General features: G+C 70.3%; 19 protein-coding genes and 1 pseudogene. 9 read left to right on the top strand and 11 right to left on the bottom strand.

Features of this window, described 5'->3' with window-relative positions:
• From ADL01_RS02330 to ADL01_RS02285, 10 genes are read right to left on the bottom strand one after another with little or no spacing between them, the layout of a single operon-like run.
• Entirely contained in the window at positions 1-1,956 is a 1,956-nt protein-coding gene (locus ADL01_RS02330; protein ID WP_053740161.1) for a DUF6519 domain-containing protein, read from the bottom strand.
• Between the two features lie 30 nt (positions 1,957-1,986).
• Entirely contained in the window at positions 1,987-4,059 is a 2,073-nt protein-coding gene (locus ADL01_RS02325; protein ID WP_053740160.1) for a phage tail protein, read from the bottom strand.
• The gene (locus ADL01_RS02320) at positions 4,056-6,509 is read right to left on the bottom strand and encodes a putative baseplate assembly protein (RefSeq protein ID WP_053740159.1); all 2,454 of its coding nucleotides are present in this window, start codon (positions 6,507-6,509) and stop codon (positions 4,056-4,058) included. Before ADL01_RS02320 ends, ADL01_RS02325 begins: the two co-directional genes overlap by 4 nt.
• On the bottom strand, positions 6,506-8,482 hold the full coding sequence (locus ADL01_RS02315) for a baseplate J/gp47 family protein (RefSeq protein ID WP_053740158.1): 1,977 nt from the start codon (positions 8,480-8,482) through the stop codon (positions 6,506-6,508). Before ADL01_RS02315 ends, ADL01_RS02320 begins: the two co-directional genes overlap by 4 nt.
• The gene (locus tag ADL01_RS02310) at positions 8,479-8,841 is read right to left on the bottom strand and encodes a GPW/gp25 family protein (RefSeq protein WP_053740157.1); all 363 of its coding nucleotides are present in this window, start codon (positions 8,839-8,841) and stop codon (positions 8,479-8,481) included. Before ADL01_RS02310 ends, ADL01_RS02315 begins: the two co-directional genes overlap by 4 nt.
• Before the next feature lies 1 nt (position 8,842).
• Positions 8,843-9,157: a hypothetical protein gene (locus ADL01_RS02305; protein WP_053740156.1), complete on the bottom strand. Its 315-nt coding sequence runs from the start codon at positions 9,155-9,157 to the stop codon at positions 8,843-8,845.
• Positions 9,157-9,648, bottom strand: coding sequence for a phage baseplate assembly protein V (locus tag ADL01_RS02300; protein WP_053740155.1), 492 nt, complete (start codon positions 9,646-9,648; stop codon positions 9,157-9,159). Before ADL01_RS02300 ends, ADL01_RS02305 begins: the two co-directional genes overlap by 1 nt.
• A 58-nt stretch (positions 9,649-9,706) precedes the next feature.
• Positions 9,707-10,846 carry a hypothetical protein gene (locus tag ADL01_RS02295; protein WP_053740154.1) on the bottom strand — a complete coding sequence of 380 codons (1,140 nt, stop codon included), beginning with the start codon at positions 10,844-10,846 and terminating at the stop codon, positions 9,707-9,709.
• Between the two features lie 43 nt (positions 10,847-10,889).
• A complete protein-coding gene (locus ADL01_RS02290; RefSeq protein ID WP_053740153.1) occupies positions 10,890-11,201 on the bottom strand; it encodes a hypothetical protein in 312 nt (103 codons plus the stop codon).
• Positions 11,198-11,869, bottom strand: a complete 672-nt coding sequence (locus tag ADL01_RS02285; protein ID WP_053740152.1) for a hypothetical protein — start codon at positions 11,867-11,869, stop codon at positions 11,198-11,200. The genes ADL01_RS02290 and ADL01_RS02285 overlap by 4 nt, the downstream gene beginning before the upstream one ends.
• 467 nt (positions 11,870-12,336) lie before the next feature.
• Here ADL01_RS02285 and ADL01_RS02280 point away from each other — a divergent pair, with 467 nt between their 5' ends.
• Positions 12,337-13,305: a hypothetical protein gene (locus tag ADL01_RS02280; RefSeq protein ID WP_053740151.1), complete on the top strand. Its 969-nt coding sequence runs from the start codon at positions 12,337-12,339 to the stop codon at positions 13,303-13,305.
• A gap of 63 nt (positions 13,306-13,368) precedes the next feature.
• On the opposite strand, the gene ADL01_RS02275 is transcribed toward ADL01_RS02280, so the two are convergent.
• Positions 13,369-15,600, bottom strand: coding sequence for an alpha-L-fucosidase (locus tag ADL01_RS02275; protein WP_053740150.1), 2,232 nt, complete (start codon positions 15,598-15,600; stop codon positions 13,369-13,371).
• 476 nt (positions 15,601-16,076) lie between these two features.
• Here ADL01_RS02275 and ADL01_RS02270 point away from each other — a divergent pair, with 476 nt between their 5' ends.
• The 8 genes and pseudogenes from ADL01_RS02270 to ADL01_RS02235 all read left to right on the top strand — a co-directional run.
• Positions 16,077-17,138, top strand: coding sequence for a sugar ABC transporter substrate-binding protein (locus tag ADL01_RS02270; RefSeq protein WP_053740149.1), 1,062 nt, complete (start codon positions 16,077-16,079; stop codon positions 17,136-17,138).
• Between the two features lie 44 nt (positions 17,139-17,182).
• The gene (locus tag ADL01_RS02265; protein ID WP_053740148.1) at positions 17,183-18,745 is read left to right on the top strand and encodes a sugar ABC transporter ATP-binding protein; all 1,563 of its coding nucleotides are present in this window, start codon (positions 17,183-17,185) and stop codon (positions 18,743-18,745) included.
• The gene (locus ADL01_RS02260) at positions 18,738-19,778 is read left to right on the top strand and encodes an ABC transporter permease (protein ID WP_053740147.1); all 1,041 of its coding nucleotides are present in this window, start codon (positions 18,738-18,740) and stop codon (positions 19,776-19,778) included. The genes ADL01_RS02265 and ADL01_RS02260 overlap by 8 nt, the downstream gene beginning before the upstream one ends.
• 152 nt (positions 19,779-19,930) lie before the next feature.
• A pseudogene (locus ADL01_RS02255) lies at positions 19,931-21,231 on the top strand (enolase C-terminal domain-like protein).
• Positions 21,232-21,264: 33 nt separating this feature from the next.
• On the top strand, positions 21,265-22,134 hold the full coding sequence (locus ADL01_RS02250; RefSeq protein WP_324614557.1) for an amidohydrolase family protein: 870 nt from the start codon (positions 21,265-21,267) through the stop codon (positions 22,132-22,134).
• Between the two features lie 18 nt (positions 22,135-22,152).
• Positions 22,153-22,590, top strand: coding sequence for an RbsD/FucU domain-containing protein (locus ADL01_RS02245; protein WP_053740146.1), 438 nt, complete (start codon positions 22,153-22,155; stop codon positions 22,588-22,590).
• The gene (locus ADL01_RS02240; protein ID WP_053740145.1) at positions 22,587-23,630 is read left to right on the top strand and encodes a (R,R)-butanediol dehydrogenase; all 1,044 of its coding nucleotides are present in this window, start codon (positions 22,587-22,589) and stop codon (positions 23,628-23,630) included. The genes ADL01_RS02245 and ADL01_RS02240 overlap by 4 nt, the downstream gene beginning before the upstream one ends.
• Positions 23,627-24,386, top strand: a 760-nt coding sequence (locus ADL01_RS02235; protein WP_053740144.1) for an SDR family oxidoreductase, incomplete at its 3' end; no start/stop codon positions are given. The genes ADL01_RS02240 and ADL01_RS02235, both read left to right, overlap by 4 nt.

The following is a 24,386-nucleotide window of genomic DNA, read 5'->3' as shown; positions in this document are numbered from 1 at the left end:
TTAGCTGAAAACGTTCTCGTCGAATGTCGAGTCGTCGAAGGCACTCTCGATGCGGGCGCGTTCGATCCAGAACCAGAAGGTGAAGTCGGCGCCGCGGACGTCGTCGACGGTGGGAAGGACCACTTCGGTGGTGCCGTCGGGGCGGGGCCGGGTGAGGGCGAGGCCGTTGAGAAGGCGGTCGGGGTGGTCGTTAGCGGTGAGGGCGCGGCCATTGAGCGTGAGGCGGCAGCGGATGCGGTCGGGCATCTCCTCGTCGAACAGAAGTGGCAGCAGGCGTTTGACAAGAATAAGGTCCGGTATCCAGAGCAATGCGCTTCCGGTGTTCTTCAAGACGCCGGCGAGGTCGAAGGACTGGGTGCCCAAGAATTGGCCGGGTGGCAACCGCCAGGCGTCCCGCTCGGCCGGGGACAAGGGGTAGGGCAGGTCGAGGGTGACGGTGAGCACGGATTGGTCGGTGGCGGGCACGGGGGCCGGCACATCGTCGAAGCCCACGACGACAACGCTGCGGAGGAAGTCGTCCGTGGCGACGCTGGTGTCGTTGCCCAGTTCCCCGGCGCCGGTGTCATCGTCCATTTCGTTCGTTTCCTTGCGCGGCAGCAGCCGGACGTGCTTCACGCGGAGGCCCGGTGCCCGCACCGGCTTGAGATCCGGTCTGGCCTCGGCGAGCGGAGCGAACAGCGCACGACAGTCGTACGCCTGGGTCCACAGACCGTCGACGCGGTCGAGCAGGGCGATGGCGGCGGTGTGGTGCTCGATGCCGTCCCGCAGCTGGAAGATCGGGTCGCCGTCCTCCCCGCGGGGCCATTCGACGTTCCCGGGGAGGTCGGAGTCGAGGTCGGTCAGGGAGAGGGCGGCGGTTCTGGCCGGGATGAGCCAGTAGTCGCCGGTGCGGTGGAAGGCGTCCGGCTCGAACTGGACCTGTACGCCGTCCTCCAGCTCGATCCAGTCGCCGGTGATCGGCACCGCCCCCGGGGAGTCCCAGCGGCGTACCACAGCACCGGGGGAGCCGAACAGCCCGCGCGGGTCGCCCACCCGATGAGCAATCCCCAGCAAGGTACCGGACACCTCGCCCAGTTGGGCCAGGACACCGAGCTCGCCCCGGCGGGTGCGGGCCAGGTTGGTCACTTCCACCCACTGTCCCTTGGAGAAGCCGAGCGCCTCGTCCCGGCCCGGGGCGTCGATGGTGATCGACGAATCGGAGAAGCCGACCAGCCGTGCGGCGACCGTGCCGTTGTCCCGGGACCACACAAAGGTCGGGGCGTTGCCCTGGCTGCCCTCGTGGATCTGCACCCGGTACAGCTGGTTCTCCACCCTGCGGTAGCCCGCGTGCGGCGGGACGACGCTCGGCGTGTGGCGGGCCTCCGGCGGCTGCGCCCGCGCCCGGAGTTGCCCGGGGGAACGTCTGTTGCCGCGCGGTTTCCAGGGCGGGGCGACCTGGGCAGGGGTGGCCTCGGGGTCTTCCGCCAGCTCCAGGCGGACCTGCCACACCGTACGGGTTCTGGTGCCGGTGTCCGGGCCGCCAAGGGCGACCTCGCGCAGTTCGGGCCGCTCCAGGGCGGTGAGGTGCTCCCGCCAGACGTCCAGATAGGCGACGAACCGGCCGTCGCCCTCCGGTAGTCCCATGTCCGGCAGGTCGGGCTGGTGCGCCAAGAACACCGGCACCTCGTTCTCGCAGAGAATGCCGTCGACGTAGTAGCGGCCCCGGGACAGCCGCAGTTCCGTCGGAGGGCAGGCACGGGGTACGGCGCCGTTGGGGTCGGTGATCGCGAATCCGGCTTCGCCCTGCGGTCCGCCGTGGGCGCCGATGGCGTCCCGCGCGGTGGTCTCGTCGTGGTGGAGCTGGATGTCCAGCTGCTCGTTCCAGTCGGCGTCGAGCTGCACCCGGCCCTGCTGCATCAGCACGCCGCGGTAGTGGCTCCCGCGGCGGAACGTCCGCCGGGTGAAGTCGCCCTTCATTGCTGTCCTTCCGTAAGAACGTCAGTCGGCTCAGTCGGCAAAGAAGACACCCGCTTCCAGACCGAAGCGGAGATAGTGGTCGAGCTGTGCGGTGAGGTCGGCCATCCGCCACGGTTGGTGCAGAAAGTGGAAGGCACCCAGTTCGCCGCCGTCCTCCGCGCCTGTGGCGATTTCGCTCGGGCAGTCCGCAGCCAGTCGGTAGAAGCCAAGGACTCCCTGCCGTTCGGAGATGAAGCTCGGGGCCACCCGGGCGGCGGCCGCCGGGTCGGCGGGGTGGCAGCGGTAGCGCCGGGAGACGGTGGAGTCGAGCGGGGCGTAGCTGTACCGCAGATAGCCCTGCTCGTGCTCGCGGACCCTGATGTCGCCGTGCAGGATGCTGTCAGTGGCCGTCAGGGTGCGGGCGAGCACTGTGCCGAGGATCGTGCAGGCCTCGATCTCGACGTCTGCGGGGTCAGCGGCCACGGCCGCCTTGCCTCCGTACAGGATGCTGTCCGACAGGCGGAGGCCGGGCAGTGTGCCGTCCAGCTGTACCCCGGCGCAGATGGTACGGATCAGTCGTACGGTCAGACGGGGGTTGTCGATGGCCAGCAGCGGACCGCCGATGAGGGTGCAGTCGGAAACCACCAGGCTGTCCAGGTCGCCGGGCGCGGCAGTGAGTTGTCCCTCGACAGAGAGGCCGTCCAGGACCAGTTCGCCCGGGCGGGCGGCCCGTCCGCCGGGGGCAACCACCTCCAGCGAGCCGACCAGGTGCGGGCTGGGTCCGGCGGCGGCGAAGGGGCCCGGGGCGGAGGCGGGTGTGTCCGGTGGCCGAGGGGTGAGGCCGGACGGCCAGTGGGCGGCGACCAGCAGCAGCCGGTTGCCCGGGGGGATCTCGATCCCGTGCTCGCCCGTGAGGTCCTCGTGGTAGGTGGCGCTGTCCATCACCACGATGACCCCGGTCTGTCCCGGTGCCCGATGCGGCCGGGTGTTCCAGGCCCGCACCGCCTCGCCGAGGGTGGCGACCACCCGCCCGTCGGAGGGCCCGGACGGGTCGTGGGCGTGGTTGCGGCTCACTCCGATCTGCCAGTCGACGGTGTCCGGCCAGGGTGTTCCGGCAGCCGAGAGCGCGGTGCCGAGAGTTGCCCGCCGGTCGTAGGGACCGGCCCCGATGTCGCCGGGGCTCCCCTGGTTGAAGTCGACTCGCACCCGGTCCGGTTCCATCCCGGGCGGCAGGGTGAACCTGCCCAGCAGCGGGTCGACGGCGACCCATGGCGCGCCGTCGGTGGTCACGGGCGGCCGGGTCCATTCGCTGAGGTCGGCGGCGATCAGCCGGTGGGGTCCGGGCAGGTCGATCCGGAACACCGGGTCGGGTCCGGAGAGGAGCTGCTCCATGTGCTGATGGAGCGTCAGGCGGTGCAGTGGCGCCGGAATCTCCATCTCTCGGGTGGGGCCGCCACGCGGCCGGGTGAACAGCGGCAGGTCGCGGCCTGCCGGGTCGAAGGTCCAGGCGCCCGCGGCGGCGTCCACGGCGCGGGCGTCGACGTCGGTGTACGGGTGGGCGCTGAGCCGCCACAGATGGAGCCCGACCGCGCCGAGGTTGTACCGGCCGCGCCCGCGGTCGACATGGCGGATGTCGGCGGTGCGGGCCGCCTGGTCGAAGGGGGTGCCGAGCAGCCCGAGCCGCCCGGTGTCCCGCAGATCGGGGGTGCGCAGATTGCCGAGGCGTGGATGGTTGACGTGCTGGGTGGTGCCGAGCAGTTGGAAGTACTCCACGACCTTGGCGGGCAGCCCGGTGATGTCCTGGGCCAGCTGTTCCAGGGTGGCGGGAGTGCCCTTGCGCCGCCGGTGGCGGAGGGTGTTGGCGATGAAGGCCCGTCTGGGCACTGCTCCGTGCGGTGATGCGGCCATGGGTTCGACGCCGGGCAGGTCGCCGAGGTAGGGCAGCACCCATTCGGCGCAGGTCTCCACGAACCAGTTGTCGTAGAGGCCGTCGATGTCCTCCCGTAGCCTGCGTAGTTCCTCCTCGACCGGTTCGAGCAGGGCGCGCAGCGGGTGGCCGAGTTCGGCGTCACGGTTGCGGTGCACGGCGGGCAGCAGGTCGTACACCGGCCGGTCCTCGCTCATGACGTCATCACCTCCACGGTGAGTTCCTTCAGGACCAGCAGTTCCGCGGGAACGGCCGTGCCCCCGGCGCCGAGGCGGGCTCTGCCGGCGAGCAGCAGGGATGCCACTGCGGCCGACTCGCCCGTCAGGCGGAGTGCGGTCAGGTTGGCGGCCACCACCCCGGGGACCCGCTGGGCGGTGGCGATCGCTTCGGCGGCGGTCACGGGCTGGGCGAAGTCGCGTCGCTCGAAGGAGTACAGCTGTGTCAGGGCGTGCTTGACCGCGCCGGACACGGTGTCCGGTTCACGGTCCGGGGCGGGCAGGACAGCGATGCCCAGGGTGAAGGGCAGCTCTCGGTAGCTGTCCAGGCCGAGTTGGCGGCCGGGGAGGCCGTCGGTCTCGAGGGCGGCCCGCAGGGCCGTCAGGGTGTCGTGGGAGACGGCGCCGTCCGGGGCCGCCACGGTGAGGTGGAGGAAGGGGGTGGGAGCCGGGCGCAGTACGGTCGCCCTGGCCTTGGCGATCCCGGCGAAGTTCCGGGCGAAGGCCTCGTGGTCGGCCAGGGAGACGACCCGGTCGAAGGTGCGGACGGTCAGCGGTGCCCGGGTTCGTACGTCGTCCGGCCGCTCGGGGGCCGTACCGCCGGTCGCCGCCAGGGGGTTGTCGACGGCCCGGATGCCGAGTGGCCGTTTCACGAGCAGTGAGAGGGAGCCGGCCCCGACGTTGCCCTGGGGGCCGATAGCGGTGCGGTAGGTGGCGCGGACGTTCTCCTGCCCGGACGGCAGCCGGGCGCCGCGTTCCCCGTCGCCGAAGACCACGGTCGCGGTGGCGTCGTCCTGGATCCGCACCACGTAGGACCGGTCGTGCGGGCCCAGGGGAAACAGTGAGGAAGCCTCGGTCCAGGTGACGCCGTCGACCTGGACGGCCAGGGTGTCGCGCACCCCGCTCGCGGTCGGCGCGGGGACATGGGCGAGGTCCTTGTGCAACAGGGCGAACCGCTGGTGGGTGGACCTGCCGTCGCCGCTGCCGAGCACCTCTTCGGTGGTCTGCCCGGCGGTCGCGGCGACGACGTTGCCGAGCAGCAGCACCGAGGCCGGGTCGAGTGGGTGCTCCAGGGGCCGGTCGAGGACGATCGAGGTGCCGGCATCCGTCACGGCATCGATCAGGTGGACTGCGGTGGTCTGGACACCCTGGTCGGTGGTGCCGGTCACCACGACGGGTGCCCCGGGTGTCAGTGTCACGGGCCGTTCGAGCCGAAGTGTGCTTCCGGTCACCGGGGCCGTGACGGGTTCGTCGGCGAGTTCCAGTCGCTCGGACTGGGTGTGGACCACGGTGGCGCGGCGGTCGAACTGTGACGCCTTCCCGGTGCCGCGCAGCCGCAGCCGGGTGGTGGTGGAGGTCAGGGTGAAGTCCGCTGCGGCGGACTGGTCGGCCGCGAGGACCTGGTACAGCTCGTCCGGCACTCCGGGTGCCCGGAGCACCAGCCAGGAGCCCGGGAGCAGCGCGGGATAAGCGGCATCGAGTTCGATCACCGGGCCGTCATCCCCGTTGGACGGGTCGGTGAGAGCGAAGCCGGGCCACTGTGTGGCGGGGGCGACGTGGGCCTCGTCGAACTGGGCTTGGTCGAACACGGCCGTACCCCGCTGGCCGGCTGCCGCGAGGTAGCTCTCCCGGACCGGGGCAGGCATGGTCCGCCAGTCGGGGGCGTTGTGGCCGAAGATCGAGGCCCGCAGCCGTAGGGCGTGTACCTCGACGAGCGCCGAGGAGGGCAGGTCGAGGCCCTGGTCCCAGCCGACCACGGTGGTCGGCGGGCGTCCGGTCGGGTCGGTGGGCAGCGGCTCGACGGTGTGCAGGATGCGGAACTGCCACGCTTTCGGCTCTGCGGCGGAGCGGATCAGCAGGGCGTCGCCGGGGCGCAGTCCGGTGGCGGTTCCGGCCAGGTGGAGTCGGGTCGTGCCGCTGCCGACCTGTTGTGGGCGGTGTTGCCGCAGGCGAATCGCGTTGTGCTCGGCGACAGCCCGGAGTTCCGCTCCGGTCTCGAAGGTCTGCGGTAGTTCTCCCTGGCCGGGGATGCTCTGCACCGGTGTGCCCGCGGGTACGACGGCGTGGCCGGGCGCCCCTGGGGCGTCCTCCACGGTGAAGGCGAGATAGGCCGTGGATACTGCCCCGGGTCGGAGCTCGTAGCCGATCGAGCGGGCGAGTTCCAGGACCGATCTGCGTTCCGTGGCGGTGCGCAAATAGCCTTCGTTGGCGATCCGCTCCTGGTAGAAGGCGACGATGTCGGCGACCGAGGCCCAGGCGTCCAGCAGGGCGACGGCGGGGTCGTCGGTGCTGTGCGTGATGAGTGCGGGCAGCTGCTGCGACAGCTCGGCCAGGCTCCGTGCGAGGGTGTCGGCGTGGGTGGTGATCCGGTACGAGAGGGCCGGGCGCCCCGGCGGGTTGGGCACCCCGCCGCCCGGCGCGGGGGTGCTCATGAGCCGCCCTCCATGATGAAGTCGATCAGGCCGTGCTCCGGCAGGCCCGGGTCACTGAGGCAGCGAGCCACCTCGTGCGGCCCGATCGGGATCCGGCCCTGCCTCAGTTCCCCGGCGGGCGGGTGTCCCCAGCGCCGGAAGCGGTTGGGTTTGGGCGGTGTGTCGTCGGTGTCGACCCACAGCACCCCGTGCACGCCCATGGCTGCCTCCACCACCTGGCTGAGGTGGACCGGCGCGCCGAGGGCGAAGCGGTCGGGGTGGAAGAAGCCGGGTGTGCCGTCGGATCGCTGTCCGGCGGTGAAGACGTCCTGCAGGACCCGTTTGACCTCGCCGCGGGGGTGGCCGGGGGCGACGCGCACGGTGATCACGATGTCCAGCGCCACCGGGACGGCAGCGGTCACCCGGACGTCCTCCCCGGCCATCCTGTAGCGCTCCAGATGGCTGCCGACCTGTCGGCGGAAGTACTGGTCGGGGGTGAGGCCGCCGGTGCGGTCGACAGTGACGGTCTCGGTGTACCAGGAGCCGGTCCAGCGCCGGGTCGCGACCGCCTGCAGGACCTGCGGATGCCGTCCGGTGACCTCCGCGTAGTCGTCGTCGGTGACCGCCCGCTGCTGGACCCGGAACGCCTGCGGTGCCCACTGCCGCACCTGTTCCACCGGCTCCGGGTCGGCTCCGCCCCGGGCGGGCATCGGGTTGCGGACGGTGACGCCGCGGAGGGGTTGCGCCGGCCGGGTGAGCGCCTCCCGGCCGACGTTGCCCGCTCGTCCCCCGCCGGTCCGGTAGACCGCTGTGAACGTGGCTCCGGGTGCGGGGGCGCGGCCGTGCACACCGTCGCCGAAGCGCAGGTGGGCCCGGCCGTCGTCGTCAGTCTCCACGGTGCATTCCGGTGCGAAGCGGCTGCCGGAGAGCAGATCGGGCACCACGGTCCAGGAGGTGGCATCGTCCTCCAGTTCGACCATCACGGGCACCGCCTCGGCGGGGCGGATCGTGAGTGCGTCCGTGGCGGACCGTGCGGTGGCCTGCCGGTGGTCGTAGGGCACAGCATGGGTCAGCCCGGTGTGGTCCAGCCGGGGGCGGTAGCGCCCCCGGGTCGGCACCTCGGCGGGGGTCAGCGGTTCGGGGCCGACCAGGGCACCGTGCTCGGCCAGTACGACGTTGCCGCGAACCACGGTGGCCCCGACCGTCGTGTCGCCCTCGCCGGGGAACCGCCACAGTCGCAGGGGGAAGGGCGGTGCGTCCTCCTGGTCCCAGCTCACCCGCAGCAGATCGGTGCCGGAGTCCCGCTGGGGCAGTGGGTCGGCGTTGAGACGTACGGCCCAGCGGTTAGCCGGATCGGCGCCGGCCAGGTCGCCGCCGCTGCCGAGAACCTCCTCGAACAGCAGCACGTCCCCGGCGCGCAGTTGGAGTGTTGTGTTGCTGCCGACCAGGAGTGTGGTGGTGGCTCCGGCGGGCAGGATGCTGCGTTCCTTGTCCGCGGTGTAGATCTCGATGGTGTTGCGGGCGGCCCGGAGTTCGACGGGGTGCAGGGTGTGGAAGACCACGCTGTCGTCATCGGTGGCGACCTCGGTGCCCATGGCCAGTTCCGGTTCGGCCATGGATTCGTCGACCTGGACCGCCAGCCAGGTCCTGGCCGCGGCTCCTTCGTGCATCCGATAGTCGAGCAGCCGGGCGTGGCGGCGCACCGAGGTCCGGCGCCGGGCGGTGCCGAGGTAGGCCTCGGTGGCCACGGCATCCTGCGCGTAGGCGAGTTGGTCGCCGAGGTAGGCGAAGAGCTCGACCAGGGTGACCGCCGGGTCGGCGGGCCCGCGGTCGGTCCAGCCGGGCAGCAGCAGCGACAGCCGGTCGAGCAGCAGTCGGCGCAGCCCCGCGTAGTCCCGCTGGAGGTAGTCGGTCGGCGGGGTGGAGACGGGTGCGGTCGGCAGGGGACGCGGTGGGCGGGGATCAGTGTCCGTCGGGACCTCGGGTTCCGTCACTGGGGCAGCCTCCGGGTGAACACAGCGGTGGTGGGCCGGTCCATGGCGCGGGCCCGGTACCGCACCGTCACCCGGAGGGTGGCCTCCTCCGCGGTGATGTCCACGGCCTGTACCTCGACGAAGTCGCCCAGCCACTGCTGGAGCGCACCGTGCGCCATGAGCCGGGTCGCGGTCGCCAGTTCGCCGCCGGTGGGTTCGAAAACCAGTCGGTGGAGGCCGCTGCCGAAGGTGGGGCGGTTGACCCGTTCGCCGGGGGCGGTGAACAGCACCTGTTCGATCAGGTCCCGGACGTACTGATCCTCGTCCACCAGGGCGGTCCTGCCGCCGGGGCCGATCCGGAAGGGGAAGCCGATGTTCATATCAGATCCCCTTCACTCTGGTCTGGGTGGCCAGCACGCTCAGCGGGGTGCCAGTGGGTGTGCACTGGGCCCTCCCGTCGGACAGCAGGGCCGGGAGCCCGCCGATCCGCACCCGGGTCGCGGTGGACACCCACTGGGCGGTGAGGCAGGGGCCCGGGGGTTGCAGCAGGGTGCAGCCTGCGACGGTGTACGGTGCCGTCGCGGTCACCGTCGGCATGCCGCTGATCAGCACTCGGGGCTCGGTCCGGGTGGGCTGCGCCGGACCGGAGTGCGCGCAGATGACCGTCGCGCCGAGATGCAGTAGCTGACCCGGCATCAGATCACCTCCAGGGCACCGTCGTTGACCGACACGGAGGCTGCGGTCAGCCTGACGCTCGCGGCTCCGTTGGACAGCTCGATTCCGGCGGCCGTCAGGGAGATGGTCAGCGGTGTGGAGACCACGGGCGGTCCGACCACCAGGGTCACACCACCCGATCCCGGCAGGTCGTCGACCGTGAGGCTCAGTCCGTCGGTCTTGAACACCTTGGTGGTGGGGCCGGCGCCGGGTGCCTGGCCGCTTCCCCAGAAGCAGCCGCTCCAGATCGGCAGAGCCGCGTTGCCGCCCTCGAACTCGACCCAGACATCGGCCCCGATCGGGGGGACGGCGAGCAGACCGACGCCCGGCCCGGCGTACGGCACGCTCGGCATCGCCCACAGGGCTGTCACGTCGCCGAGCACGTCGGGGCAGCTGACCTGGACGCGGCCCCGCAACATCGGGTCGAGGTTGTTGCTGACCTTGCCCCGGTACTTGCCGAAGTGCTGATTCATGATGCTCCCCCGTCGCCCTGGCCGGCCGGTCCGGACCCGTTCACTCGCTCCTGGTGCTTCACGGCCGCACCACCGGAGTGGTGGAGCCGACGCCTTCCCGGGTCAGCGTGAACTCCTGGGTGTGCCGCCCCCGGGTGATCGAGTGGGTGACCTGCTTCACGTAGTACAGACCGTCATGTGACCAACCCGCCCCTCGTACACCCACCAGGCCCCTGGCCGGGAGCAGTCCCCCGTAGCGCTCGGTGTCGAGTCGGCCGGTGACCGTGAGCGAGCCGTCGCTGGACTCCTCGGCCATGCCCTGGGCCCTGCCGAACGCCTGGGCGGCGGTCAGGCCGCTCCCGTCCAGCAGGGTGGTGCGCACATGCCGGTTGACCAGCCAGTCGGGCTCCGCCGCGAGGGGCGGCCGGATGCTGCCGACACTGCGGACCGGAATCACCGTGTCGGTGAGCCGGTCCTGGACCCGGCCGTGGACCTGGGTGGCGGCCAGGGCGTCGGACCGGAAGGCGAGTTCCTCGACATTGGTCTGTGGCCCGAAGTCGACCGAGAGCGCCGGTGCCGGTCTGCCGACCCGGGTCGGAGGGCCCCAGTAGGCGGTGCTGGTGAGCGGTAGCGGGCCCGGGGTGATGTGGAAGACATAGCCGAAGCGTCCGGCCATCGCGGTGAGTTGGGCGAGGTCCGTGCCCCGCTGGACCGGGATGTGCTCGATCGGGAGCGGTAGGTCGATCACCGGCGGCGGGATCACTCTGGGCACCAGCCCGTAGCGGGCGTAGCCCAGGATCAGCCGGGTGGCGATGGCGGCCTCGCCCTGCGCCGGATACTCCGCGGTCCGCTCCTCCAGGTCCATCAGTACGCCGAGGTCCTCCCCCGTGACGGTGAAGGTGGCGGGACCGGAGGTCGACCCCGGGGTGAGCTCCCGATGGGTGATGACCCCGTCCATCAGCACCGTGGGGGTGCCGTGCAGCGTCAGGACGAGCACCACGCGGTCGAAGGGCCGCAGATACCGCTCGGTGAGCAGCGGGTGGTCGAGCGCACCCGCCGACCCGCCGCGTCCGGCGCCGATGACCAGCTGGAATCCGGATCTGGCGCTGTCGGACATGGTGACCTGCACCTGCTGGAGGTTCTCCACCAGCCGCGGCGGCGCGGGTACGGGCACCGTGGGGCCGAGGAGCACGGTGAGGTAGGAGCTCAGCAGGGCCATGCTCTCCCTCCTTCCATGGGCCGGTACGGCGGCAGGGGCGCGGTCACGGCAGGGGGAACGGGATGCGGATCCGGGTCCCGATCCGGTCGGCGGTGGTGAGCTCGTCCGGATGGATCACCCGATGGGCGTCGCAGATCCGCCAGAACTGGGTGGGGTCGCCCAGAGTGGCGGCGGCGATCGTGTCCGGTCGGTCCCCGGGGGCGACCGCGTGCTCGGTGAGGGTGTGCGCACTGCCCGGCATGGGGAGCAGCCTGCGGCTCAGGCAGCGGACCTCGCGGCTGCCGCCGGTACCGTCCGGGACGGTGGCGGTCACCACGTCCAGCGAGGCGTACCGGCCGGTCGGATCGTTCGTCAACGAAACATCCCTCCGATACCGCCGGCCACGGCCCGGCCCACCGCCGACCGGGCGGAGAGCGTGGCCATGGCCTCCTTGGCGATCTGGTGGGCCAGGAAGAGGTGGTGTCCCGGGTTGGTGACCGACAGATCGCTGTAGGAGAGCACCCGCAGCTCCAGGTCCGCCCGGGCCCGGATCGGGTTGAGCTGGGTGTCGTACGCCTGCTCGGTGATCGAGAAGGAGGTCAGCCGCACCGGGAGGACCCGGCCGGCTCCCCAGACCAGGAGGGTGAGCGGTGTCTCCATCGGTATCAGCTCGATGGTGCCGAGCGCCGTCAGCGCCAGGTTCTCCAGGACCACCGAGCTCTTGGGGTAGAGCAGCATTTCGAGCGCTGCCAGCTGGGGGTGGATGCCGAGGAGCACGGCCTCCGGATCACCGTCCTCCAACTGGTCGGTGGCGTCCACCTCGACCGCCAGGCTGATCGTCTCGATCGGGGCCCCGGTGAGGCGCAGCGCCTCGCTGCGGGCACCGCCGGTCCCGTCGTCGCCCTCCGGTGTCCGGACAACCAGTCGCCGGGTCATCTCGTCGGGGTTGTACTGGAACACCACCAGGCCGGCCAGCGGATTGGCCGGATCGACCCCGACCAGCGCGCCGCGGGGAGTCCGGACCGCGTCCGTACGCCCGGTCATCGGCGCATGCCGTTGTCTGTCCGCATTGCGCGATCATGGCCGACCTCGCGTCACTCCGGCGTCACTGCCGCGTCACCGGCCGACGGCGGGCGAGTCAGGGGCAGGACACCGGGCTTGGCTGGGTCCCGAGTTGTTCCAGCTGACGTTTCCGGTCATGGATGCGCTCCAGCCCGCCCATGCAACTCACCGAGGCCGTGGCAGCCGACGTCCGGCGCGCCGCCGACGACCTGGAACGGGGACCGCGCACCGGCGGATGAACGACCGGCGCGCTCCCCCTTGGTAAGTGGACGGCGATCCTTGCTCAGGGGGTAGGGCGGACACGCCCTGGCTCGGGGGACCGTCCCCTCCCCCTTCGTAGGCCACGAGGGCGATCTCCCGGCCGCGATTCCGGCGGTCACCGGCCGGCGTACCGCAGGCTGCCTCTGGCGCCACACAGGTGGCCCGTGCCGCAGCCCAAGGAGAGGTTCATGCCCCGACTCCCGCACCTGGCCGGTGTCGCCGCGACCGCCGTCGCCGTCGGCGTGCTCGCATCGGCTCCCGCATCCGGTGGCGAGCCGATCGTGTCGCAGCCGCGTGTGGTCGCCCACTTCGACTTCGCCGCAGGGGAGGCACCCGAGAACATCGCGCTCGAACCCGACGGCTCCGCCGACCTGACCTTCGCTTTCGCCCGCCAGGTCGCCAACGTCACCCGGCACGGAGACATCCGCGAACGCGTCACCCTGCCCGCCGTCGCGAACCCGAACACCCCCATCATCCACAGCGCCGTCGTCACCGGCATCGCCCGCGCTCACGACGGCACCCTCTACGTCAACTACGCCACCGGGACCAGCAAGACCGGCATCTGGCGCATCGTGCCCGACGGCAGCAGGCCCCAGCAGATCGCGAAGCTGCCGACGAACGGGCTGCCCAACGGCCTCGCCCTCGACGAGCACCGGGGCGTGCTGTACGCGGCCGACTCGGTGCTGGGAACGGTCTGGCGGGTGCCGGTGTCGGGAGGCGAGCGCACCGCGTGGGCCACCGGGACGGCCCTTGACCCGGTCCCGTCCGAATCCGGCTTCGGCGTCAACGGCATCAAGGTCCACGACAGCGCCGTCTGGGTGTCCAACACCGACCGCAGGACGCTGCTGCGCATCCCCGTACGCCGAAACGGCTCCGCGGGCACGATCGAGACCCGGGCGACAGGGATCGACGGGATCGACGACTTCGCGTTCGTCTATCGCCACGCGGACACCGTCCTCGCCGCGGTGAACGCCACCAGCCAGGTCGTCGTGGTCCGCCCGGACGGCACCCACTCCGTCGTTCTCACCGAGCAGGACGGGCTCTCGAACCCGACCTCCGTGGCCGTACGCGACCGGACGGTCTACGTCCCCAGCGCCTCGTACTTCGCCACCGAGCCGGACCCGAACCTGCTCCTGGCCCGCCTGAGCCATCGATAGGTCCGACCCGCCGGTCCCGGGAGTTCGGGACCGGCTTCTGTCCGCTTGTGACGTCGCCCGGGGCTACTGGGCCGTGAAGGTCCACAGCAGGTTGGTGCTGGTGCCGTACGTCCACTGCTTGGCGACGGAGCCCGAGGGCACGCTGCCGCCACCGTCGAGGGCCAGGCCGGTGGTGCGGTTGGTGATCGAGTAGCGGCCGAGGCCCCGGTCGGTGATCGTCCACTGCTGGTTGTTGCCACCGTTCCAGGCCGCCTGCCGGGCGGTGGAACCGTCGGACGTGGCGCCCCAGCCGTCGGCGACCATGCCGTTGGTGCGGTTGACCAGTCGGTAGTAGCCGTTGCCGATGTCCACCGCCTGCCACTGCAGGTTGGAACTGCCGTCCCACGTCCACTGCTTGAGGTCGGATCCGGAGGCGACGTTGCCGCCGCCGTCCAGCGCGAGGCTGTTGGTGACGTTGGCGACCCGGAAGTAGGCCGACGGGTTGAACTGGACCTTCAGTGAGGTGATCTGGTCGTTGTTGCCGGTGACCCTGAGGTCGGGATTGTCGGCGGTGAAGGTCCACGACGTGCCGCTGAAGTTGTCGCCCGCGTAGCCGATGAGCCGGTAGCCGGGGGCCAGCCTGAGCGAGGAGAGGCTGAGCGTGCCCAGGCCCGCCTGCTGCAACTGGGCCCCGGTGTAGTCGCCGACGGCGAGGACGGCATCGGGTCCGGTGTAGTTGACGTCCTTGAAGGCGACGGCTCCGGTCGTGGGCCGCAGGGCGGGAATCCCGCCGGAGAAGCTGAGCTTCAGGACGTAGGCGTTGGCGTTGTACGGCGCCGAGGACGGCAGGGACACCGTCAGCCCGGAGGAGGTCTGTACGGGCGTCGGCAGGTTGATGTAGTTGCCGGCCGTCGAGTCGAGCAGTTTCACCGATGTCAGCGAGGAGAGGTTGATCTGGTCCGAGCCGAGCGTCTTGATCGTCAGTGAACTGCCGGGCCAGCCAAGGACGGTGGCGTACAGGACGGTGTTCGCCTTGTCGCGGGTGAAGCGGATGTCCTGTGCCGTGCCGGCGGTCGGGTTGGTGAAGGAGCCGCCACCCATCTTCGTCGGGCCTTCGCCGTACACGCTCCAGGCGCGGGTCGAGTACACCGACTCGCCGAAGCGCTTCAGGTAGTCGCCCATGCCGAGCAGGATGTCCTTCTGGGCCTGGGGGATGGTGCCGTCGGCCATCGGCGCGATGTTCAGCAGTACGTTGCCGTTCTTGCTGATCCGGTCGAGGAACGAGTGCAGCATCTGCTTGATGCTGTAGTAGCCGATGCCCTGCGTGTAGCACCAGCTGGAGTTGGAGATGCTGTCGTCGGTCAGCCAGTAGGGCGTCGTGAGGTCGCCCGGCCCGCCCCGCTCGTAGTCGAAGATCTCGCCCTTGCCGTTCAGGCCGTCCTTGTACGTGGCGACGACCTCACGGCCCCAGCTGTTGGCCTGGTTGTAGTAGTACGACAGGAATTTCAGACGCTGCGTCTCGTCGACGGCGTCCAGCTTGAAGTCCTGCCAGAGGATGTCGGGCTTGGCCCGGTCGATGACCTCCTTGAGCTTGTCGTACCAGAGCTGGTTCTCCGCCGCCGCGCCGAGCTGCCCGTAGAGCTTCTTCAGGCTGGGGTCGGTCTGGGCGGGCGCGAACTCGTAGAAGCCGTTGTAGTGGAACGCGTGGTGCATGGCGACCAGCAGCTTGAGGCCCTTGTTGCGGATCGCCGTGGTGAACAGGCCCAGCAGGTCCAGTTTCGGGCCCTTGGCGGCCGAGTTCCACTCGTTGACCTGGCTGTCCCACATCGAGAAGCCGTCGTGGTGCTCGGCGACCGGCCCGGCGAACTTCGCGCCCGCGTCGACGAACAACTGCGCCCATTCGTCGGGGTCGAAGTTGCCGCCCGCCGACTTCAACCTCGGTGCGAACTGCACGGTGTTGCCCGCCAGGTCCTTCGCGCCGTTGATGAAGTTGTGGTAAGGCCAGGCCGACGGCTGACCGTAGGTCGCTATGTGGTGCGTGTTGGCGTTGCTGCCGCTCGAGTACATGCTGCGCGGGTACCACTCGTTGTCGTACGCGGGAACGCTGAAGACGCCCCAGTGGAAGTAGATGCCGAACTTGGCGTCCTGGAACCACTCCGGGGCCGGCGGGTGCTGGTCGACCGAGTTCCAGTCGGGTGTGTACGTGCTGGGCGCCGCCTGCGCGCCACCTGCGCCGAACAGGCCGCCGGCGGCCGTTGCCGCGGCCACGAAGGTCGCGCTCGCGAGGAAGTGGCGCCTGCTGATCGAACTCGACATGGGACATCCCTGGTACGGAGGGGCGAGGGGCAGGGCGGGGCAGGGCAAGGACAAGGCGAGGGAGGACAGCGGTGCCCGTTGTTACGAACGAAGGTCGTCCATGCGTCCCAGACATGTCAACGACCGTGCAGGGATGAAAAGCATCAACCGATCAGGCGTTTCGCCGCTTCTGTAATATTTTTCTCCACTTGGTCACCCGTCAGACATCGCATGTCTCGCCCAACGCCACCCGACCGGCTCACATCACGGACTGGCCACGATTAATGGGATGACTTTGCCTTCGAGCCCGCTAACCCAGGGCCTCCCCGGACGTCGATCACGGCCAAAAACCGGGATCTGGCCGCAAAATGACCGGGGGTCTAGACAAACCCTCAACCCTCGGCCTATACATACATCCCATCTCTCCGATGCGATGACACGCGATTGTCGCCCCTGTGAAACATCTCCCGCTACGGGACCAGCGTGAGGAAGTACCGATGAAGGTAAGAACCATCCTCTGCTCAGCCGCCTCCCTCCTCTCCGCCATGACTCTGCTCACCGCCTGCGGCAGCTCCGGCAGCAGCACGTCGAGTGACGGCACACCGCTGGTCGGCGTCGACTACCCCCGCTCCGACACCGACTTCTGGAACTCGTACATCAAGTACACGCCGCAGTACGCCAAGGAGCTCGGCCTCTCGCTCAAGACCACCAACTCGCAGAACGACGTCGCCAAGCTGACCGCCAACGCGCAGACGTTCATCAGCCAGGGCGTCAAGGGCCTGGCCATGGCCCCGCAGGACACCGCCGCCATCGCGCCGACGCTGGCGCAGCTGGAGGCGAAGAAGATCCCCGTCGTCACGGTCGACACCCGCCCCGACACCGGCAATGTGTTCATGGTGGTGCGCGCCGACAACCGCGCGTACGGCGAGAAGGCGTGCCAGTACCTGGGCACCAAGCTCGGCGGCAAGGGCAAGGTCGTCATGCTCCAGGGCGGCCTGGACTCCATCAACGGCCGTGACCGCACCGAGGCGTTCAACGAGTGCATGAAGAAGAACTTCCCGGCCGTCAAGGTGTTCGGCGAGGCCACCAACTGGGACGGCGCCGTCGCGGCGCAGAAGCTGCAGACCGACCTGACCGCGAACCCGGACATCAAGGGCGTCTACATGCAGTCCAGTTTCGCGCTGGCCGGCACCCTCCAGGTGCTCAAGCAGAAGGGCCTGCTGGTCGAACCGTCGGACAAGAAGCACGTGTTCGTGGTGTCCAACGACGGCATCCCCGAGGAGCTCAAGTCCATAGGCGAGGGCAAGATCGACGCCACCGTCTCCCAGCCGGCCGACCTCTACGCCAAGTACGCCCTGTACTACCTGAAGGCCGCGATCGACGGAAAGACGTTCAAGGCGGGCAAGACGGACCACGACAGCACCATCATCCAGGTCCGCGACGGTCTGCTGGAGGACCAGCTCTCCGCCCCGCTCGTCACCTCCGACGGCGGCACCTACGGCGGTGTCCCCAGCCTCAAGAGCGACGACAAGTCCCTCTGGGGCAACAACCTCGGCTGACGGCCCGCCAGGACTCCCGGACCAACGACCACAAGGCGGTTGAGATGAGCGACGGGGAGCGAGCAGTCACCCCCGCGCCCGCCCCGGCGGACGACGGACGGGCCCCGGCGGGCCCGCCCGTCGTCGAGGCGACGGGCATAGTCAAACGATTCGGTCCGACGGTGGCGCTGAACGGCGCCCGGATCACCATCAGGCCCGGCGAGACCCACGCGCTCGTCGGCCGCAACGGCGCCGGCAAGTCGACCCTGGTGTCCGTCCTCACCGGGCTCCAGGCCCCCGACGAGGGCACCGTCACTTTCGGCGGCGCGCCGGCCCCCCGGCCCGCGGACCGCGACGCCTGGCGCAGCCGGGTGGCCTGCGTCTACCAGAAGTCGACGATCATCCCCACGCTGACCGTCGCCGAGAACCTCTTCCTGAACCGGCACGAGCACGGCCGCAGCCGGCTCATCACCTGGCAGGGGATGCGCCGCCGGGCACAGGAACTGCTGGCGACCTGGTCGGTGGACGTGGATCCGCAGACGTTGGCCGGTGAACTGGACGTGGAACAGCGGCAGTTCGTCGAGATCGCCCGCGCACTGTCCTTCGGCGCCCGGTTCATCATCCTGGACGAGCCGACCGCCCAGCTCGACGGCGCGGCCATCAACCGCCTCTTCGACCGGATCCGCGACCTGCAACGCCAGGGCGTGACCTTCCTGTTCATCAGTCATCACCTCCAGGAGGTCTACGAGATCTGCGACATGGTGACGGTGTTCCGGGACGCGCGGCACATCCTGACCGCGCCGGTCGCCGACCTCCCGCACTCCGAACTCGTCGCCGCCATGACCGGCGAGGCGGCGGGCGACCGGCGCGAGGAGCGCACGAGCAGCCTGAACGCCGGCACGACGGCGGCGCTGAGCGTCAGCGAACTGAGCGGCGACACCTACGACGGCGTCACCTTCCGGGTGGGCGCCGGCGAGATCGTCGGGCTCGCGGGAGCCGCCGGCAGCGGGCGTACGGAGGTCGCCGAGACCGTCGTGGGCCTCAGGACGGCGGACGGCGGCCAGGTCGAGATCGCAGGGCGGCGGCCCCGGCCGGGAAGCGTTCCCGCCGCGCTCGCCGCGGGCGCCGGCTTCGTCCCGCAGGACCGCCACCACCAGGGCTTCGTCCCCGACATGTCGATCGCGGACAACGCCACCCTGTCCGTGCCCCACCGGCTCGGCAGGAACGGGTTCGTCAGCAGCCGTACGCGGGACCGGCTCGCCGAGGGGATGATCGAGAACCTGGCGATCAAGACGCCGGGTCCCGAGCTGCCCGTGTCGGCGCTGTCCGGGGGCAACCAGCAGAAGGTCGTCATGGCGCGCGCCCTGGCCGACGACCCCCGGCTGCTGGTGCTGATCAACCCGACCGCCGGCGTGGACGTGCGCTCCAAGGAGTTCCTCCTCGGCAAGGTCGAGGAGACCGCGGAGAGCGGGACCGGAGTGCTCATCGCCTCCGACGAACTCGACGACCTGCGTGTGTGCGACCGGGTCCTGGTGATGTTCCAGGGCCGAGTGACTTCAGAGATCACCCGCGGCTGGCACGACCACGACCTCGTGGCCGCGATGGAAGGAGTGGACCTCCATGCCTGAAACCGTCCTCGCGGACACGCCCGCGCCGAAGGCCGCCGAGCCGAAGGCCAGGAGGACCGCGCTGTTCGGCGGCCGGGTACCGCTGGCCAAACTGCGCGACCTCGCGCTCGTCCCCGCGATCGTGGTGATCGCGATCGTCGGACAGATCGTCAACCCGATCTTCCTCAACTCGGACAACTTGATCAACGTTCTGCAGCAGATGTCCGAGATCGCGCTGCTGGTCCTCGCCCAGACGATGATCCTGATCGTCAAGAAGATGGACCTCTCCCTGGAGTCGACCATAGGCCTCGCGCCCGGCGTCGCGGCCTGGCTGACCATCGGCAGCACGGGACACGGCCTCGGGCTCCTCCCCGGCGCCTGGGCGATCCCGATCACCCTCGCCGTAGGCGCGCTGATCGGGGTGGTCAACTCGCTGCTGATCATCCGCTTCGGCCTCAACGGCTTCATCGTCACCCTCGGCATGCTGATCGTCCTGCGTGGCACCCTGACCGGCATCTCGGGCGGCCAGACCTTCTTCCAGCTGCCGAAGTCGATGCTCTATCTGGGCACGACGCAGTGGTTCGGGATGCCGGCCTCCATCTGGCTCACCCTGGCGCTGTTCGCCGTCGCCATCGTGGTCCTCGGCTGGACCAGTTTCGGCCGCTCCCTGTACGCCATCGGTGGCAACGTCGAGGCCGCCAAGGCGGCCGGTATCCGCACCGACCGGGTGCTGTGGATCGTCCTGATCAGCGGCAGCCTGCTCGCCGCCCTCGCCGGACTGCTGCTGTCCGGGCGGCTGGCCTCGGTGGCCGCCGGGCAGGGCAACGGGTACATCTTCACCGTCTTCGCCGCCGCCGTCATCGGGGGGATCAGCCTCAACGGCGGCAAGGGCACCATGTTCGGGGCCTTCAGCGGCATCCTGCTGCTCTTCATGATCCAGAACGTGCTCACCCTGGGCGGCGTCCCCACGGAGTGGGTCAACGCCCTCAACGGCCTGATCATCCTGGTCGCGCTGATGATCTCGCGCATCACGGGAGGCAAGGTCCAGGACTGAACAGGCGGCGGTCACCACCGGACCCACCCGACCCACCGGACCCACCGGACCCACCGGACCCACCGGGACCGTGCGGCCGCCGAACCCCCGTTGCCCTTCCCCTTCCCTCCCTTCTCGTCGCAGGGTCCACGCCCTGCCCCCAAGGAGTTGCCATGTCCTCCGCTGAGTCCTCTGAGTCCTCCGTAGCGGCGTCTGCCCGCATCATCGCCCTGGACGTCCTCGACGTACGGTTCCCCACATCCGAGCATCTGGACGGCTCGGACGCGATGAACCCCGAACCCGACTACTCGGCGGCCTACGTCGTCCTGCGCACCGACGCGGGTGACGGGCTGGAGGGCCACGCCCTGGCGTTCACCACGGGTCGCGGCAACGATGTCCAGGCCGCCGCCATCGCGGCCCTCGCCCCGTACGTGGTGGGCCGGTCCGTCGAAGAAGTCGTCGGCGACCTCGGCGGGTTCTCCCGCTCCCTCGTCCACGATCCCCAACTGCGCTGGCTCGGCCCGGAGAAGGGCGCCATCCACATGGCGACCGGCGCGGTCGTCAACGCGGCCTGGGACCTCGCCGCCAAGCGCGCCGGACAGCCCGTCTGGCGTTTCCTCGGCGAGATGTCGCCCGAGGACCTGGTCGCCCAGGTCGACTTCCGCTGGCTGTCCGACGCCCTCACCCCCCAGGAGGCGCTGGAGATCCTCAAGCGTGCCGAACCCGGCCGCGAGGAGCCACCCCCGGCTGGCTCGGCTACTCCGACGAGAAGCTGGCCCGCCTGGCCCGCGAGGCCGTCGCCGACGGCTTCACCCAGATCAAGCTGAAGGTCGGCGCCTCGCTGGAGGACGACGTACGGCGAATGCGCGCGGCGCGTGAGGCGGTCGGCGCCGACATCCGCATCGCGGTGGACGCCAACCAGCGCTGGGACGTGCAGCCCGCGATCGACTGGATGCGCGAACTGGCCCCCTACGACCCGTACTGGATCGAGGAGCCCACCTCCCCGGACGACATCCTCGGCCACGCCGCCGTCCGCAAGGCCCTCACCCCCATCAAGGTCGCCACCGGCGAGCACATCGCCAACCGGGTCGTCTTCAAGCAGCTTCTCCAGGCCGGCGCGGTGGACATCGTCCAGATCGACTCCGCGCGGGTCGGCGGCGTCAACGAGAACCTCGCGATCCTGCTGCTCGCCGCCAAGTTCGGGGTGCCGGTCTGCCCGCACGCCGGCGGGGTCGGCCTGTGCGAGATGGTGCAGCACCTGTCGATGTTCGACTACGTCGCTGTCTCCGGCACGCTCGAGGACCGCGTCATCGAGTACGTCGACCACCTGCACGAGCACTTCGTCGACCCCGTCCGGATCACCGACGGTCACTACCTCGCGCCGACCCTGCCCGGGCTGAGCGCGCAGATGCACCAGGAGTCCCTGAAGGAGTACACGTACCCCGACGGGCCGGTCTGGTCGTCGCGTGTCTGACACGCTACGGCTGGTGGACGCTCACCATCATCTGTGGGACCTGGACCGCCGACCGCAGTCCTGGCTGGACGACCCCGGCCACGAACCCATCCGCCGCACCTTCGGTGCCGACGACCTGCGCTCAGCCGCGACCCGGCCGATCGCCGGTCGGGAGCTGGAGAGCACGGTGGTCGTCCAGTGCGCACGGTGGTCGTCCAGTGCGTGGCCTCCGTGCCCGAGACACGGGAACTGCTCGCCCTGGCCGGCACCGACCCGCTCATCGGCGCGGTCGTCGGCTGGGCCGACCTGACCTCCCCAGGGGTCGCGGACACGCTCGACGACCTGCTCGCCGGTCCCGGAGGCCCGTACCTCCGTGCCCTGCGACATCTCGTCCAGGGCGAGTCCGACCTGGGGTGGCTGCAACAGCCCTCTGTGGAACGGGGGTTGCGGGCGGCGGGCGAACGCGGACTGGCGTACGACGTGCTGATCCGCAGCCACCAGTTCGACCAGGCCGTCCGACTCGCCGACCGCTTTCCCGACCTGCCGCTCGTCCTCGACCACGCGGGCAAGCCGCCCATCGCCCAGGGTGATCTGGGCGACTGGGAAAGGGAGTTGCGGAGGCTGGCCGAGCGTCCTCAGGTGCGCTGCAAGGTCTCCGGCCTGGTCACGGAGGCGGACTGGCAGCAGTGGACGACGGCGGACATCCGCCCCGTGTGGGACGTACTGCTGTCCGCCTTCGGCCCCGACCGGCTGATGTTCGGCTCGGACTGGCCGGTCGCGAACCTCGCGGGCGGCTGGAACCGCTGGTCCGCCACCGTCGAGGAACTGCTCGCCGACTGCTCCGCCGCCGAGACGTCGGCCATCCTCACCGACACCGCGACCGCCTTCTACCACCTGAACTCCCTTTCCCAGAAGCCCCTTTGACAGCAGGAAGGGCACCCTGTGCTCCTGACCGACCTACTGCACCCCGGGATCCTCGAAGCGCTGGCCGGAGCCGGCCACGGCGCCCGCGTACTGCTCGCCGACGGCCACTACCCGGCGAGCACCGCCACCGGAGAACGCGCCCGGACCGTCCATCTCAACCTGGCCCCCGGCCTGCTGGACGTCACCACCGTCCTGGACGTCCTGCTCAAGGCCATCCCTATCGAGTCCGCCCACGTGATGGTGCCGCCCGAGGGCGAACCGGAACCGCCGGCCATCGCCGAGTACCGCGCCCGCCTGACACCCGTGCCGGTCGAGACACTCGGCCGCTTCGAGTTCTACGACGCCGCCCGCTCCCCCGACCTGGCGCTGGCCATCGTCACCGCCGACACCCGTACGTACGCCAACCTGCTGCTGACCATCGGCGTCCGCGCTGAAGGGACCCTGAGTTCACGATGACTCTCGCTGTTCGTTACACGGCCGCCCGCACGCTGGAAACAGCGCCTGCCGAGACCCGTTCCCCCGGTCCCGGTGAGGTGGAGCTGGCCCCGGCTTTCGTCGGGATCTGCGGCACCGACCTGCACATCTTCCACGGCGACATGGACGCCCGGGTCCACACGCCCGCCGTCCTGGGACACGAGATGTCCGGCCGGGTCGTCCGCGTCGGCCCCGACGTCGAGGGCTGGGCCCCCGGGGACGCGGTCACCGTGATGCCGCTGCGCTGGGACAACACCTGCCCCGCCTGCCTCAAGGGCCGACAGTACGTCTGCCAGCACCTCGACTTCATCGGCATCGACTCCCCCGGCGCCATGCAACAGCGCTGGACCGTCCCCGCCTCCACCCTGATCCGGCTGCCCGAAACCCTCCCCCTGGACCGGGCCGCGCTCGTCGAACCCACCGCTGTGGCCGTCCACGACGTCGGCCGCGCCGAGGTCGCCAAGGGTGAGAAGGTCGTCGTGGTCGGCGGCGGACCGGTCGGCATCCTCATCGCCCTCGTCGCCCGCGCGGCGGGAGCCGACGTCCGGGTGGTCGAGCTGAGCGCCCACCGGCGGCTGCTCGCCGAGGAACTGGGGCTGAGTACGTGGGATCCGGCCGCCGTCGACGTACCCGAACTGGTGGGTGAGTGGACCGGAGACGCGGGCGCGGACGTCGCCTTCGAGGTGTCCGGCGCGGCAGGCGGCGTCACCACCGCCGTCGACGTGCTGGGGGTGCGCGGCAGGCTGTGCCTCGTCGCGATCCATCCCAAGCCCCGGGAGATCAACCTGCACCGCTTCTTCTGGCGCGAACTCACCCTCGTCGGCGCCCGGTTGTACGACCGCACCGACTTCGAAAAAGCCGTGGTCCTGGTCGCCGACGGCACCATCCCCGCCGAGCGGCTGATCAGCAAGGTCGTCCCCCTCACCGAGGCACCCGCCGCCTTCGAGGCCTTGGAGGGCGGCGGAGACGTGATGAAGATCCTCGTCGACTGCACCACCGACACCGACGGAGCCACGGTATGAACGCCTTCGACCTCACCGGAAAGCTCGCGGTCGTCACCGGCGCACGGCGCGGCATCGGCCGTGCCATGGCCCGCGCCCTCGCCGAAGCCGGCGCCGACATCATCGGCGTCAGCGCCAATCTCGAACCCTCCGGCAGCGACGTCGAGAAGGACGTCCTTGCCGCCGGGCGTACGTTCGAGGCGATCCGCACCGACTTCGCCGACCCGGAGGCCGTACGAACCCTCGGCGCCGACCTCGCCGCACGCGAACGCCCCGTCGACATCCTCGTCAACAACGCCGGCACCATCCGCCGCGCCCCCGCCGCCCAACACACCGACACCGACTGGGAGTTGGTACTCCAGGTCAACCTGAACGCCCAGTTCACGCTGACCCGCGCGGTCGGCGGGGCGATGGTCGCCCGCGGCCAGGGCAAGGTCATCTTCACCGCCTCACTCCTCAGCTACCAGGGCGGCATCAACGTCCCCGGCTACACCGCCGCAAAACACGCCATCACCGGCCTCACCAAAGCCCTCGCCAACGAATGGGCCCCCCACGGCGTCAACGTCAACGCCATCGCCCCCGGCTACATCACCACCGACAACACCCAAGCCCTCCAAGACGACCCCATACGCAGCAAAGCCATCCTCGACCGCATCCCCGCCGCACGCTGGGGCAACCCCGACGACCTCACCGGCGCCACCGTCTTCCTCGCCTCCAACGCCGCCACCTACATCCACGGCACCACCCTCCCCATCGACGGCGGATGGCTCGGCAGAT

The organism is Streptomyces sp. NRRL WC-3618 (assembly GCF_001280005.1).
Taxonomy (GTDB): Bacteria; Actinomycetota; Actinomycetes; order Streptomycetales; family Streptomycetaceae; genus Streptomyces.
Note: the sequence above shows the minus strand (reverse complement) of the source record. Positions and strands in the feature narration are given on the sequence as shown.

Coding starts and splice junctions, on each gene's coding strand:
- ADL01_RS02330 (WP_053740161.1), bottom strand. CDS start 1,956: ATGAAGGGCGACTTCACCCGGCGGACGTTCCGCCGCGGGAGCCACTAC.
- ADL01_RS02325 (WP_053740160.1), bottom strand. CDS start 4,059: ATGAGCGAGGACCGGCCGGTGTACGACCTGCTGCCCGCCGTGCACCGC.
- ADL01_RS02320 (WP_053740159.1), bottom strand. CDS start 6,509: ATGAGCACCCCCGCGCCGGGCGGCGGGGTGCCCAACCCGCCGGGGCGC.
- ADL01_RS02310 (WP_053740157.1), bottom strand. CDS start 8,841: ATGAACATCGGCTTCCCCTTCCGGATCGGCCCCGGCGGCAGGACCGCC.
- ADL01_RS02305 (WP_053740156.1), bottom strand. CDS start 9,157: ATGCCGGGTCAGCTACTGCATCTCGGCGCGACGGTCATCTGCGCGCAC.
- ADL01_RS02300 (WP_053740155.1), bottom strand. CDS start 9,648: ATGAATCAGCACTTCGGCAAGTACCGGGGCAAGGTCAGCAACAACCTC.
- ADL01_RS02295 (WP_053740154.1), bottom strand. CDS start 10,846: ATGGCCCTGCTGAGCTCCTACCTCACCGTGCTCCTCGGCCCCACGGTG.
- ADL01_RS02285 (WP_053740152.1), bottom strand. CDS start 11,869: ATGACCGGGCGTACGGACGCGGTCCGGACTCCCCGCGGCGCGCTGGTC.
- ADL01_RS02280 (WP_053740151.1), top strand. CDS start 12,337: ATGCCCCGACTCCCGCACCTGGCCGGTGTCGCCGCGACCGCCGTCGCC.
- ADL01_RS02275 (WP_053740150.1), bottom strand. CDS start 15,600: ATGTCGAGTTCGATCAGCAGGCGCCACTTCCTCGCGAGCGCGACCTTC.
- ADL01_RS02270 (WP_053740149.1), top strand. CDS start 16,077: ATGAAGGTAAGAACCATCCTCTGCTCAGCCGCCTCCCTCCTCTCCGCC.
- ADL01_RS02265 (WP_053740148.1), top strand. CDS start 17,183: ATGAGCGACGGGGAGCGAGCAGTCACCCCCGCGCCCGCCCCGGCGGAC.
- ADL01_RS02260 (WP_053740147.1), top strand. CDS start 18,738: ATGCCTGAAACCGTCCTCGCGGACACGCCCGCGCCGAAGGCCGCCGAG.
- ADL01_RS02240 (WP_053740145.1), top strand. CDS start 22,587: ATGACTCTCGCTGTTCGTTACACGGCCGCCCGCACGCTGGAAACAGCG.